Origin of the sequence: Scandinavium sp. NPDC088450 (assembly GCF_044900545.1) — a bacterium.
Classification (GTDB): domain Bacteria; phylum Pseudomonadota; class Gammaproteobacteria; order Enterobacterales; family Enterobacteriaceae; genus Scandinavium.
Genome location: NZ_JBJDNI010000008.1, coordinates 114,169 through 127,136 on the forward strand (window position 1 = coordinate 114,169; position 12,968 = coordinate 127,136).

Consider the following 12,968-nt stretch of genomic DNA (forward strand, 5'->3'; position numbering starts at 1 on the left):
GTAATTAACCGATTATTACCCTGGAAAAAAGCGTGCTGAAAACAAAATCGCCTGTCACCTCTTCCGTCGTCTGGCTCCTGACGACGCTGCAAATCTTGTTCCCCGTTGCCTCTTTCGCCGCCTCCGGTCACACAACCGAAGCGCCTGAAAGCTTTGCCTTAAGCGAACCCCTGACGGCTGCAGCACAAAACCTCTCGAGCCAGAGTAATGCGCCTCTCAAATCCACAGCCAAAACGCTCGCGACCGGGGCAACAGCCTCCACTGCCCAGGAATGGCTGAATCAGTTTGGTACCGCCCGTATTCAGCTCAACGTCGATGACAATGGCGATTGGGGAGACAGCTCCTTCGATTATTTACAGCCGATTTTCGACAATAAAAAGCTGACCCTGTTTGCCCAGTTAGGCCTCCGCGCCCCCGATGGACGTTTCACCAGCAACACCGGGCTTGGCGTGCGAACCTATTACGTCAATAACTGGATGTTCGGTGCCAACGTCTTCTTCGATCACGATTATGAAGGGAAAAACAGCCGCGTCGGTGTCGGCGGCGAAGCCTGGACGAATAACTTCAAACTCTCGGCTAACGGCTATGTCGGCACTACCGACTGGCATCGCTCCCGCGATTTTGACAACTACGATGAAAAACCAGCAGATGGTTTTGATGTACGAGCTGAAGGTTATTTGCCCGCCTACCCGCAACTGGGTGCCAGCGTGATGTATGAAAAATACTATGGCGATGACGTGGCGCTGTTCGACAAAGATCACCTGCAAAGCAATCCTTCCGCCGTGACCGTGGGCGTGAGCTACACGCCGGTTCCGCTGGTTACCGCGGGCGTCGATTACAAGCGCGGTCAGGATTCGCTGGACGAAGTGCATTTTTCCCTGAACTTACGTTATCAATTGGGCGAGTCCTGGCAGTCACAAATTTCGCCGGACCAGGTCGCGTTGCGTCGCAGCCTGGCAGGCAGCCGTTACGATTTGGTTGAGCGTAACAACACCATCGTGATGCAATATAAAAAGCAGGCTCAAACCGAAGAAGGTCTGGCGGACATGACCCTCAGCGTGGTGCAAAACAGCAGCCCGGCTGACGGCAAAACCGCCAATCAGGTTAGCGTGCATGCCGTCACCACCAGTGGTCAGCCAGCTAAAAACACAGCGGTAAGCTGGAGCGTCACCGGCAACGGAAAACTGAGTGCGGCAAGCAGCGTAACGGACAGCAACGGCAATGCTCAGGTCAGCGTCACCGACACCACCGCCGAAGCCGTCACTATTACCGCCACCGCAGGTTCGCTGATTCGCACCACCAGCACTTTCGCAACGTCCAGCGCAACGCTGAGTCTGGAACAGACAAAAGATAACAGCCTTGCGAATGGCGTTGATCAGAATCAGGGGCTGGTGACCGTGAAAGACAGCAATGGCAATGCGCTGTCTGGCGTGGCATTGAGCTGGAAGGTCAATAACGGCGCGACCATCGTGCAGAGCGACAGCAAAACGGACAGCCACGGGCAAGGCCGCATCAGCCTGACCAGCACCAGCGCAGGCCCGGTAAACGTCAGCGTCAGCAGCCAGAACGAATCCGCCTCAATGGCATCCCACTTCGCTGCGGCACAAGTCGCATCAGTGACCGTGACGATGAGCAGCAATAACAAGCCAGCCGACGGCACAACGCCCGCCGTGGCAAAAGCGCAGGTGCTCGACAGCAACGGGAAGCCGATGAAAGACGTCACGGTGAACTGGGCAGCGACAGGCAGTGCCATCGCCAAATCACCGACAACCGTGACCACTGACGCACAAGGCGAAGCCACATTTAGCCTGGCAGACAGCGTGATAGAAACCGTCGTGGTGACTGCTCAGGCAGGCAGTCAAACCGGGCACAGCAGCGCCGTCTTCACCACCAGCAACATCAAGGTTGCCACTATCGCGCTCACCGCAACGGGCTCCGGTAGCCAGAGCGATCCTGTGCGCTATACCGCCGTTGCCCGCAACACCGCGGGTGAAACAGTCCCAGGTGCACACGTTGTGTGGTCTGGAGGCATTGTCGAAAACCCGTCCATCATCTGTAACACCGGCGACAGCACCACCAACGGCAGCGGCAAAGCCAGCAAAAGCTGCTACAACAGCACTGCCACGCTGATTACGAATGTCACCACCAATATCGTCGTGGCACCGACTGACGTCGTGCACCCGATGGTTGAGGTCACAGACGGCGTGACGCAGGACTTTGCGCCAACGCCGTAGCCCTTTCACAGGAATATTATGTGACTGAATTCACATAATATTCCTGCTTCTTCCACCGGATAACCACTCACCGCCTCCAGCGACCACTCGTCACCCCATACAACCACTCACTCAGTTTCCCCACACCGCGCGCGCGAAGGTCTGGCACTATCGCCGCAGCATCAAAGCCACTACCTCGATTAAGCATTCGCATCATTTTATTCATTCTAAAAAAAACCGGGTTTTCACTATGGATATGAAAAAACTTCTCAAACATGTGCCCTGGGCCATCGTCGGGATCATCGGGGCATTTTGCCTGTCGGTGGTTGCGCTGCGTCGCGGGGAGCATATCAGCGCCCTGTGGATCGTCGTCGCGTCCGTGTCGGTCTATCTGGTGGCCTATCGCTACTACAGTCTCTACATCGCCCAGAAGGTGATGAAGCTCGACGAGACCCGCGCCACACCGGCGGTGATCAACAACGATGGTCTGAACTACGTGCCGACCAACCGCTACGTGCTGTTCGGCCACCACTTTGCCGCTATCGCAGGCGCAGGCCCGCTGGTTGGCCCGGTGCTTGCTGCACAGATGGGTTATCTGCCGGGCACATTATGGTTGCTGGCTGGTGTGGTGCTGGCAGGTGCGGTACAGGACTTTATGGTGCTGTTTATCTCCTCGCGCCGTAACGGTTCTTCGCTTGGCGAAATGGTGAAAGAAGAGATGGGCCGCGTGCCTGGCTCAATCGCGCTGTTCGGCTGCTTCCTGATCATGATAATCATCCTGGCGGTGCTGGCGCTGATCGTGGTGAAAGCCCTGGCTGAAAGCCCGTGGGGCGTATTCACCGTCTGCTCAACCGTGCCGATTGCGCTGTTCATGGGCATCTACATGCGCTTCCTTCGTCCGGGCCGCGTGGGTGAAGTGTCAGTTATCGGGATTGTGCTGCTGGTTGCTTCCATCTGGTTCGGTGGCGTCATCGCCCACGACCCGTACTGGGGCCCGGCGCTGACCTTCAAAGACACCACCATTACCTTCGCATTGATTGGCTACGCGTTTGTTTCTGCGCTGCTGCCAGTGTGGCTGATTCTGGCTCCGCGTGACTATCTCGCGACCTTCCTGAAAATCGGCGTCATCGTCGGTCTGGCGCTCGGCATCGTTATCCTTAATCCGGAACTGAAAATGCCTGCGGTCACGCAGTACATCGACGGCACCGGCCCACTGTGGAAAGGCGCGATGTTCCCGTTCCTGTTTATCACCATCGCTTGTGGTGCGGTTTCCGGCTTCCATGCGCTGATCTCCTCCGGCACCACGCCGAAGCTGCTGGCGAATGAAAAAGATGCGCGTCTGATTGGTTATGGCGCGATGCTGATGGAATCCTTCGTCGCAATCATGGCCCTGGTAGCAGCGTCCATCATCGAGCCAGGTATGTATTTTGCGATGAACACCCCGCCAGCAGGCCTCGGCATTACCATGCCAAACCTGCACGAAATGGGCGGTGAAAACGCAGCGATGATCATGGCACAGCTGAAAGATGCCAGCATTCACGCCGCGGCAACCGTTAGCTCCTGGGGCTTCGTGATTTCGCCTGAGCAAATCATGCAAACCGCGAAAGACATCGGCGAACCGTCCGTACTGAACCGTGCCGGTGGCGCGCCAACGCTTGCCGTCGGTATCGCACACGTGTTCCACAAAGTGCTGCCGTGGGCGGACATGGGCTTCTGGTATCACTTCGGTATTCTGTTCGAAGCGCTGTTCATCCTGACGGCACTTGACGCCGGTACCCGTGCGGGCAGGTTCATGCTGCAAGACTTGCTGGGTAACTTCGTACCATTCCTGAAGAAAACCGACTCCTTCATCGCAGGCGTTGCAGGCACCGCGGGTTGCGTAGGTCTGTGGGGTTATCTGCTGTATCAGGGCGTTGTCGACCCGCTCGGCGGCGTGAAGAGCCTGTGGCCACTGTTCGGGATCTCTAACCAGATGCTGGCGGCTGTCGCGCTGGTGCTCGGCACCGTGGTGCTGGTGAAAATGAAACGCACCAAATACATCTGGGTGACCGTGGTCCCTGCTCTGTGGCTGCTGCTGTGCACCACCTGGGCGCTCGGCCTGAAGCTGTTCAGCGCCAACCCGCAACTGGAAGGCTTCTTCTTCATGGCTAACCAGTACAAAGACAAAATTGCCACCGGTGGCGCAGACCTCACCGCCCAGCAGATTGCTAACATGAACCATATCGTGGTGAACAACTACACCAACGCGGGTCTGAGCATTCTGTTCCTGGTGGTGGTGTACAGCATCATCTTCTACGGCATCAAAACGTGGATGAAGGCTCGCAACATTGAAGCGCGCACGGACAAAGAAACCCCTTATGTTCCTGTGCCGGAAGGTGGCGTGAAGACTTCTTCACATCATTAACAGAGCTGCGGGTGGCGCGATGCTTACCCGCCCTACACTCTCCCGTAGGCCCGGTAAGCTTAGCGCCACCGGGCATTTACTTACCAGGATGAGCAATGTTTGGTAACTTAGGGCAAGCCAAAAAATACCTGGGTCAGGCGGCAAAGATGCTGATTGGCATCCCGGACTACGACAACTATGTCGAGCACATGAAAACCAATCATCCGGATAAGCCGTACATGACCTACAACGAATTCTTCCGCGAGCGACAAGAAGCGCGCTACGGCGGCAGTGGAGAAGGCGGCATACGCTGCTGTTAAAGGAGAAAGTATGACCCCGATTGCAGTCACCCTTCTGACAGGATTCCTCGGCGCAGGCAAAACCACCCTGCTGCGCCACATTCTCAACGAGCAGCACGGGTATAAAATCGCCGTCATCGAAAACGAATTTGGCGAAGTCTCCATCGACTCAGAACTGATTGGCGACCGCGCCACGCAGATCAAAACCCTGACCAACGGCTGCATCTGTTGCAGTCGCTCCAACGAACTGGAAGATGCCCTGCTGGACTTGCTCGACAGCCGCGATCGCGGTGATATCGAGTTCGACAGGCTGGTAATAGAATGCACCGGTATGGCCGATCCTGGCCCAATCGTACAAACCTTTTTCTCCCATGAGATCCTCTGCGAACGCTACCTGCTCGACGGCGTGATCGCCCTGGTCGATGCCGTGCATGCCGACGATCAAATGAACCAGTTCACCCTCGCGCAATCACAAGTGGGCTACGCAGACCGCATCCTGCTGACCAAAACCGACGTAGCGGGCGACACCGAAAAACTGCGCGAACGCCTTTCTCGCATCAACGCTCGCGCGCCTGTTTATACCGTCACCCATGGCGATATCGAACTATCACAACTGTTCAACACCAACGGCTTTATGCTGGAAGAGAACGTCGTACAACCGAAGCCACGTTTTCACTTTATGGGCGATAAACAGAACGATATTGCCTCTATCGTCGTCGAACTCGACTATCCAGTCGATATCAGCGACGTGTCACGAGTGATGGAAAACCTGCTGCTGTCGTTTGCCGACAAACTGCTGCGCTACAAAGGGATGCTGTGGATTAATGGTGAGCCCAACCGCCTGCTGTTCCAGGGCGTGCAACGCCTCTACAGCGCCGACTGGGACCGCCCGTGGGGCGATGAAACCCCGCACAGCGTGCTGGTGTTTATCGGCGTGCAATTGCCGGAAGAAGAGATTCTGGCGGCGTTTGCCGGGTTGAAACAGTAACGGCGCAGGGAAGTATCCCCTCTCCTCAATGAGGAGAGGATGGTGGGATAAAAGGAAGATTATTCGAAGAGTTCAGCGTGTGTGCCTAAATCGGTAAAAATGATCAGATGCCGGGCTTCATCGACTTTATAAACCAGCAGATAATCGCCGCCGATGTGAAGCTCTCTGTAGCCCTGCATTTCACCACTCAGAGCGTGATCGCTATATTCAGCGGGAAGTGGCTGTCCGGAAAGAACACGCGACATGATCGAAGCGGTCTCTTTCATGTCGCGGCGACCCGCTTTGTTGTAACGTTCCCAGGCTTTTATAAACGTCTTCGTATAGTCGGACCGGTAAGGAAGAGGGGCGCGTTTAGCTTTTTCCGTCATTTAAGCTGTCCATTAGCTCATCCACACCGTCAAAACGTCCATTCTGGTGTGACATCATTTCATCCGTCTCTTTCATGGCTCTGCGTAATCGGGCTGACGGATTACGTTTCACCTCAAAAGGGATCCCCTCGTTTTGTACTATTTGCTCGGCAAACAGCCGGATGGCCGTGCTCCAGTTTAACCCGCAGCTTTCGAGCACCGAGCCCGCCCGGGCCTTCAGCTCGCTATTGATTCGCGATCGAATGACAGAATCCATCGTTTCCTCCTTTGCAGTTGTAGCCACATTGTAGCCACAAAAAACGCATCAGCCCATAGAAAAGATGAAAAAAAGAGCAAAACTTATCTCCCTCACATCCGCCAGGACAGGAACTTTTTCTCCCTCTCCCTTTGGGAGAGGGCTGGGGAGAGGGGGAGCAGACCGCACAGTTGTTACATCAACGCCTCAGGCAACGTCACCACCCAAAGCTCGCTCTGCGACTCCGGTTTTTCCAGCGGCTTAATGCCGATCGTCGTCGCCACAACCTGATCATCCACGGTCAATTTCCCCTGATCGTTAACCCGATAATCTTTCAGCTTTTTCCCTTCCACCGGATCTTTCAGTGTGGTCTTCACGCCGAAGTCATTATCGTTCGCCACCGCCAGGGTTTTGCTGTCGATCAGCGCCAGCCCTTCTGCTTTTTCCTGCTGCCAGCCAAGCTTACGCAGATCGACTGCCAGCGTTTTCGTCGCTAACGTGATCCCGCGCTTCGCCAGTTGATCCGCTGTATCAAACTCAGGGTATTCGCCTGGTTTATCAAAGGCCGCCAGATCGCTCGCCTTGCTAAGATCGACTTTGTAGATGTTATTGCGCATCACATCGTTTTTATCGCCGCCCTGCTCTATCAGCAGGATGTGATTGTTATCCAGCGCCACGATGTCACCGATTTTGGCATCGCTGTTTTTGCTGTACACATCATCAATCGGGTAGCCATACATCGCCGTTTTCCCGCTCGCCGGATCAAAGCTCACCAGACGTGTAAAAACAGCCTTCTTCTTGCTCTTGCCGTCGATATCCAGCGTGCTCTGCACCGCCGCGATAATACGGCCATCCGGCATACGCGTGATGCCTTCAAAACCACGGTTCGGCTGACGCCACTTAATGATATTCGGCAAACCGCCCGCGATAGATTTCTCGCCATCCGCCGCCTGCGGGCCATGTATCGCCAGGATCTTGCCTTTGTTGTCGATATTAATCAGGAACGGGCCGTATTCATCGCACAGCCAAAAACCGCCCTTGCCGTCCGGAGTAATACCTTCGGTATCCAGCCCACGGTTATCACCGTTCAGTTTTTGCAGCGTGTCGCTCAGCGCCACTTCGTTAGTGGAGCCAATCACCCCGCTCTGCAACGGCAGGCCGTTGATCGGGCCTTTGTCATCATGCAAAGCACGCACGTCCGTCGCCTGCGCTTTGCCGTTTTCCACACGAATGGAAAGCAACTGCGGCGCAAAATCCGGCGTCACGAAAATCTTGGCTTCCTGTTTACCGACATTCGGCGAATCCGCATTGGGGCCACGATCCGTCACCGTCGCAAACGTCAGCGCATCGCCCTGCTTACCGGTAAACAGCAATCCAGAGCCAATCCCGACCGGCAGCCCATTAGGAAAAGCAGAGGCAAAAGCGCCGCTGTAATTGATGTGCGACCCTTCCGGGAAGCTCACCACATAACGTTCAGCGGTCGGTTCCACAGCCAGAGCAGGAAGAGAGAAAGCGGAGAGTAAAGCCAGAGAGATGAGTTTTAATTTCATGTTTTTCGTTTCCTTAACAAATGACGAAAAACATAGAGAAGGGAGATGACAGAAAAATGACACGATTTGACCTGCCCGAAATTCTAAAAAGAACCTCGCCTGTTTTTGAAATAATAAAAATCATATTCACCAAACAGATCATTTACACCTGATAAATCACTGGAAATTATACCTAAGCCATTGTTATTTATCGCTTTTCAATAAATAAATACCATGCAACTCCGTTTCCGTAATTTTATTCATCAGCAGGATAGACATTGCTCCGGGGAGCAGAGAGCCAAATGGAAAATCCCGGCTTTATTGATATGAACGGCGCAGCCAAGAGTCACGACCAATCTCATCAAGTCGATGCAATTCAGCAGGAACTTAGCGAGGAAGACACTCGTCAGCTTATTGATACTCAATTATGCAAAGCAGGATGGGAAGCTGACAGCAAGCGCCTGACATACGCACGAGGGGTGGTCCCTGAAAAGGGGCGAAATTTGGCTATTGCGGAATGGCCTACTGGTCTTGACGAAACAGGGAAAACGGGTTTTGCCGATTACGTCTTATTTATTGGGTTAAAGCCAATCGCTATTGTCGAAGCCAAACGTAACAACATCGATGTCAGTGCAAAACTGGCAGAATCCTATCGCTACAGTCAATGCTTTGATAACCAGTTCCTGAACCAGACACTCCAGTCACATTTTCCCTCTCATGAACTCCATGAAAATATCAGAAAAAGTGACGCGAAAGAAAGCCTGATACACTGTATATTCAACGCGCCTTCGGGTGCGTTTTTCATTATTAAATCCATCTGAACACATTAAGAAAAAACATAATAATAAAAGCCAATAAACGCCGAATTAAAAGAAAAAAATACCCCATTTAAAGATGGCTTTTATCCCCCCCACTGGATAAAGTAACAGTGAAATAAAAAAGACGCGAAACGAAGGTGCAGCAACACCCTCGCCCGCTAACCAAAAACCCTATTTCAAGAGAATAGAAATTATGGCTGAAATGAATCGTATAGAAGAGTGGATGAAACCGGTAGTGTTTCCTTCCAATTTGCGCAGTTATACCGTCTCTTATGTGAGCACGGCTTCAAAAACCGACAAAACCCCAGCGATTATTCTGCGCGGGCAGTGGCTGGAAAAAGCCTTTTTCCCGGCAGGGCGCAAAATTGAAGTCCGAGTGATGGACGAATGTATCGTCATTACCGCCAAAACCCTCAAGCCCACGCTGGAAGACACCATGTTCCGCATTCAGCAGCTCTCTGAACGCAAGCAGCAGCAAATCATGGAAATGATCGAGATGGTGGAGAGCAGCAAAAACACCTTTAACTGATCGCTCTACGGATCCGGGAGGTTAAGCCTCCCGGTATCATTGTGGGTATGTTGAGGACAAGTCACTTCGCTACTATGCCGTCACTCGTTCATTCCAGGCATCTGTATACTGAATATTCCCGTCACAATATTTCCATGTAATTTTTTCGTAGCGGAATTCAACTCGCTCCATGTGATTACATTTTTCAACAGTCTTCGTGTTGTACATCACCGGTGTCACGGCAACGATTTTTACGCCTTCAAGTAACATATTGAAGTACTCAACTTCCTGTCCTGCATCATTAATTTCATACCATTTAATCTCAGCGGATTGCAGCGACTGACCTGTTGCCACCGCTTTGTAGAGATACGGCGTTGAGCTATCGAACTCTTTTTCAATAATCATGGGGGCGTGAATACGCGTACCGGTGATCTTTCCCGTATTATTATCAGTAGGAATATGCAAACCATGACCAAAGCCGATAATTTCTATGCTATCTTCCCGATGCGCAACGTCACATGATCCTTTGATCAGCGAGCCGCCATCATCTTTGAGCCATAGGTGAGAAGGGATTGCCATTTTTCAAACTCCTTTTATTCATCATAAAGCCAGTAACCAGCTTTAGCTGATTCCACCAGCATCTTTAACGTTAACGGTTCCGGCTCGATCCATTTCCACTTATTCTTTTTTGAGCGTAAGAAGTTCAGTGGCATAAAGACTTCCTCATTAGGCCAGTACTTTATGAATGAAAAATGCCGTTTATCTACGCCAAACAAAGTAAAATATTGCTCTACTATTTCCACTGCATCTTCATTCGCCCATGGAAATTTCCCAGTGGACAAACTGGTTTCCATAGTCAGCTCAGGTCGTCTAAACAAAGGAAACATTGGCTTATTCCAGTTTTTTTTGTACCAGTCTATTACCCTTTGTTCTACGTCATTTATCTCTGTCATTAAGCACCTACCACAGACGATCTGAAGGATGTACAATCGTGTTATATTTATTGACTGATTTAAACATGATAACTGACACATCGACCGCAAGGATCACCCAACCTACCACTGGAATAGTTCTTCCTACGAAAGTTCCTAACCTTTGGGTCATGATTCGTTTCACATTTGGCGGAAACCCAACCCACGTAGGCAATCGAACGGGCAGCATGCGATCACGAAAAAGCTTTCTTGAGTATATTGATGCGACTGATGTTCCTGGCGTTGCGCCCGCAAATTTCCCTGCCACGGTCACACTGTTTGACCCCAGATAAATGCCCGTTACTGCGGCGATATCTGAGATACCGAAATGGTCGAGCGTTTCATCTATGGTTATCCAGAAAAATAACTCGCCAGCACTCAGATTAGAAGAGCCATCATAAAAATAGGTTCCGTTGAGTTCCTCTACCGTATCCATTCGAGAGTCCTTATTTACAATGAACCGATAGAATATCGTTTTATTTCAATCGAGGCGAAGTTTTTTTCCTTTACGACACATAATGTCCATAACATTAATTTTTACTTCACAGTTATTTAGCTGGGGTAAATAAGGCGTTCAGCCATATCCTGTTATTAATGGTTCATTTAATAACTCCGATCGGTGGCTGCGCGTTCACCGGGGCTAACCCCACACCCTTCCCCACAGGCAAAACCAACCTCCCCCATCTGTTCTATATTTCTATCAGGCCACAACCAACAGGATTCCCCATGGATCAGATGGCGCAGGCAGCGGATAGCACGACGGAGCAGAAAACGCCCGGCACAGTGTGGCTGGCGGGCGGCGCGCTTGGTGTGGTGTTTGGCGATATCGGCACCAGCCCGTTGTATACCCTGAAAACGGTGATCCTGCTGACCGGCAGCAGCCCGACGCCGCCGCTGATCCTCGGCTTACTTTCTCTGATTATCTGGACGCTGATCCTGGTGACCTCGGTGAAATACGCGGCGTTTGCCATGCGCTTTGATAACCGTGGTGAAGGCGGGATCATGGCGCTGATGTCGCAGCTTCAGCATCTGCGTAAAGGGCGTGCGCTGATCATCTTTGCCGGGCTGCTGGGTGCCGCGCTGATTTATGGCGATGGCGCGATTACGCCCGCGATTTCAGTGCTCTCGGCGCTGGAAGGGCTGAATATTGTCTTCCCGGAAGCTCAGCATTTGGTGCTGCCTGCTGCGGTCACGATCCTCGTTGCGCTGTTTGCCATTCAGCCTTTTGGCACGGCGAAAATTGGCAGAGTCTTTGGCCCGATTATGACACTGTGGTTCATGGTGATTGCTGCGCTGGGCGTCTGGGGCATTCTTCAGCACCCGACGGTGTTGCTGGCGATCAATCCCTGGTACGGCTTCCACTTTTTGCTTTCAAACGGGCTGGTCAGTTTTTTAGTGCTGGGCGGCGTGTTTCTCTGCGTGACGGGTGCGGAAGCGCTGTATGCCGACATGGGGCATTTCGGCAAAAAACCTATCTGGCTGGCGTGGTACGGCATGGTGTTTCCCGCCCTGGTGCTGAACTATGCCGGTCAATCGGCGCTGCTGCTCTCCGGCGCGGATATCTCGCACAACATCTTTTTCCGTCTTTGTCCGCCCGCGATGCAAATCCCCCTGGTGATCCTCGCCACGCTCGCCACCATTATCGCCAGCCAGGCCATCATCACTGGCGCTTTCTCGATGACGCGCCAGACTATCCAGCTTGGCTGGCTGCCGCACTTGCGCATCAAGCAAACCGCGGCGGATAACTACGGCCAGATTTATATCGGCATGGTCAACTGGCTGTTGATGGTGGCGACTGTGTTCCTGGCTGTGTTCTTCAGGTCTTCCGATAACTTAGCGGCGGCTTATGGCATCGCAGTGTCGCTGACCATGCTGATGACCTCCGGCCTGCTGTATGTGGCGATGCGCCAGATTTGGCACTGGAGCAAGCTCGCCAGCACGTCAGTCGCCCTGCTGTTCCTCGTGATTGATACCAGTTTCCTGATAGCGAACCTGATCAAGGTGCTGGACGGCGGCTACATTCCGCTGCTGCTGGCGGCGATGATTTGTACGGTGATGATCGTCTGGCACCGCGGGATCAACGCCACGCTCGATGCCATCAACGAAAAAGAGATGCCGCTCGAAACCTTCTTCAACAAGCTGCGCGATAACAACATTCCCCGCGTGCCCGGTTCGGCGGTGTTTTTGACACGTTCAAAAAACGGCGTGCCGCCGGTGATGCGCTGGCATGTCGCCCGCAATCGCTCATTGCAGGAGAACGTGCTGACGCTGACCATCTCCGTGCTTAACGTCCCGCGAATCACTCACTTAAATCGTCTGGTGATCACCAGAGTCGCCCCGAATTACTGGCGTGCTGTTGCGTATTACGGCTTTATGGAACACCCGAACATTCCGGCGCTGCAAAGCGAAATCACCAGCCGCCGCTGCCCGTTTGAACTGGAGGATGCCACCTATTATCTCGGCCACGAAACCATTGTCGGGCGCGAGAACGGGCAGGGTATCGCCAAATGGCAGCGCAGTTGTTTTGCCTTTATGGCGCGCAACTGCACCCACGCGACGCACTACTATCATCTGCCTGCCGATCAGGTCGTTGAAATCAGCCGACGGGTGGCGATTTAGTCGCGTTTTTTGCACTCCCCTACCGTCGCGCTCTATG

12 protein-coding genes and 1 pseudogene are annotated in these 12,968 nt (G+C 53.0%); 7 read left to right on the plus strand and 6 right to left on the minus strand.

Translation table 11 applies throughout. The features are described 5' to 3' along the window. Positions 1-32: 32 nt before the first annotated feature. The 4 genes from ACI2I2_RS09650 (at position 33) to yjiA (ending at position 5,883) form a co-directional block, all read left to right on the plus strand. A complete protein-coding gene (locus ACI2I2_RS09650; protein WP_404657714.1) occupies positions 33-2,234 on the plus strand; it encodes an inverse autotransporter beta domain-containing protein in 2,202 nt (733 codons plus the stop codon). Between the two features lie 229 nt (positions 2,235-2,463). Beyond that, the gene (locus ACI2I2_RS09655) at positions 2,464-4,617 is read left to right on the plus strand and encodes a carbon starvation CstA family protein (RefSeq protein WP_404657715.1); all 2,154 of its coding nucleotides are present in this window, start codon (positions 2,464-2,466) and stop codon (positions 4,615-4,617) included. A 95-nt stretch (positions 4,618-4,712) separates the two neighbouring features. After that, entirely contained in the window at positions 4,713-4,916 is a 204-nt protein-coding gene (locus tag ACI2I2_RS09660; RefSeq protein WP_330982175.1) for a YbdD/YjiX family protein, read from the plus strand. Between the two features lie 10 nt (positions 4,917-4,926). Further along, positions 4,927-5,883 (plus strand): GTPase, encoded by a 957-nt coding sequence (gene yjiA / locus ACI2I2_RS09665; protein ID WP_404657716.1) that lies wholly within the window; start codon positions 4,927-4,929, stop codon positions 5,881-5,883. A 59-nt stretch (positions 5,884-5,942) separates the two neighbouring features. Here the strand turns inward: yjiA and ACI2I2_RS09670 are convergent, their stop codons facing one another. From ACI2I2_RS09670 to ACI2I2_RS09680, 3 genes are all read right to left on the minus strand, one after another. Beyond that, positions 5,943-6,251 (minus strand): type II toxin-antitoxin system YafQ family toxin, encoded by a 309-nt coding sequence (locus ACI2I2_RS09670; RefSeq protein WP_330982173.1) that lies wholly within the window; start codon positions 6,249-6,251, stop codon positions 5,943-5,945. Then, positions 6,235-6,507 (minus strand): type II toxin-antitoxin system RelB/DinJ family antitoxin, encoded by a 273-nt coding sequence (locus ACI2I2_RS09675; protein ID WP_404657717.1) that lies wholly within the window; start codon positions 6,505-6,507, stop codon positions 6,235-6,237. The genes ACI2I2_RS09670 and ACI2I2_RS09675 overlap by 17 nt, the downstream gene beginning before the upstream one ends. A gap of 173 nt (positions 6,508-6,680) precedes the next feature. Beyond that, positions 6,681-8,036 carry an esterase-like activity of phytase family protein gene (locus tag ACI2I2_RS09680; protein WP_404657718.1) on the minus strand — a complete coding sequence of 452 codons (1,356 nt, stop codon included), beginning with the start codon at positions 8,034-8,036 and terminating at the stop codon, positions 6,681-6,683. A 365-nt stretch (positions 8,037-8,401) separates the two neighbouring features. Here ACI2I2_RS09680 and ACI2I2_RS09685 point away from each other — a divergent pair. Continuing rightward, a pseudogene (locus ACI2I2_RS09685) lies at positions 8,402-8,752 on the plus strand (type I restriction-modification system endonuclease); the annotation flags it as partial. Positions 8,753-9,026: 274 nt separating this feature from the next. After that, on the plus strand, positions 9,027-9,362 hold the full coding sequence (locus tag ACI2I2_RS09690) for a SymE family type I addiction module toxin (protein ID WP_404657719.1): 336 nt from the start codon (positions 9,027-9,029) through the stop codon (positions 9,360-9,362). Positions 9,363-9,434: 72 nt separating this feature from the next. Here ACI2I2_RS09690 and ACI2I2_RS09695 read toward each other — a convergent pair whose 3' ends face one another. From ACI2I2_RS09695 to ACI2I2_RS09705, 3 genes are read right to left on the minus strand one after another with little or no spacing between them, the layout of a single operon-like run. After that, complete coding sequence (locus tag ACI2I2_RS09695; RefSeq protein ID WP_404657720.1) at positions 9,435-9,920, minus strand: Hcp family type VI secretion system effector; 486 nt, start codon at positions 9,918-9,920, stop codon at positions 9,435-9,437. 14 nt (positions 9,921-9,934) lie between these two features. Continuing rightward, positions 9,935-10,375: a DUF1493 family protein gene (locus ACI2I2_RS09700; protein ID WP_404657721.1), complete on the minus strand. Its 441-nt coding sequence runs from the start codon at positions 10,373-10,375 to the stop codon at positions 9,935-9,937. Next, a complete protein-coding gene (locus ACI2I2_RS09705; RefSeq protein WP_330982165.1) occupies positions 10,302-10,748 on the minus strand; it encodes an STM2901 family protein in 447 nt (148 codons plus the stop codon). Before ACI2I2_RS09705 ends, ACI2I2_RS09700 begins: the two co-directional genes overlap by 74 nt. Before the next feature lie 299 nt (positions 10,749-11,047). Here ACI2I2_RS09705 and ACI2I2_RS09710 point away from each other — a divergent pair, with 299 nt between their 5' ends. Then, complete coding sequence (locus ACI2I2_RS09710) at positions 11,048-12,931, plus strand: potassium transporter Kup (protein ID WP_404657795.1); 1,884 nt, start codon at positions 11,048-11,050, stop codon at positions 12,929-12,931. Positions 12,932-12,968: the final 37 nt, after the last annotated feature.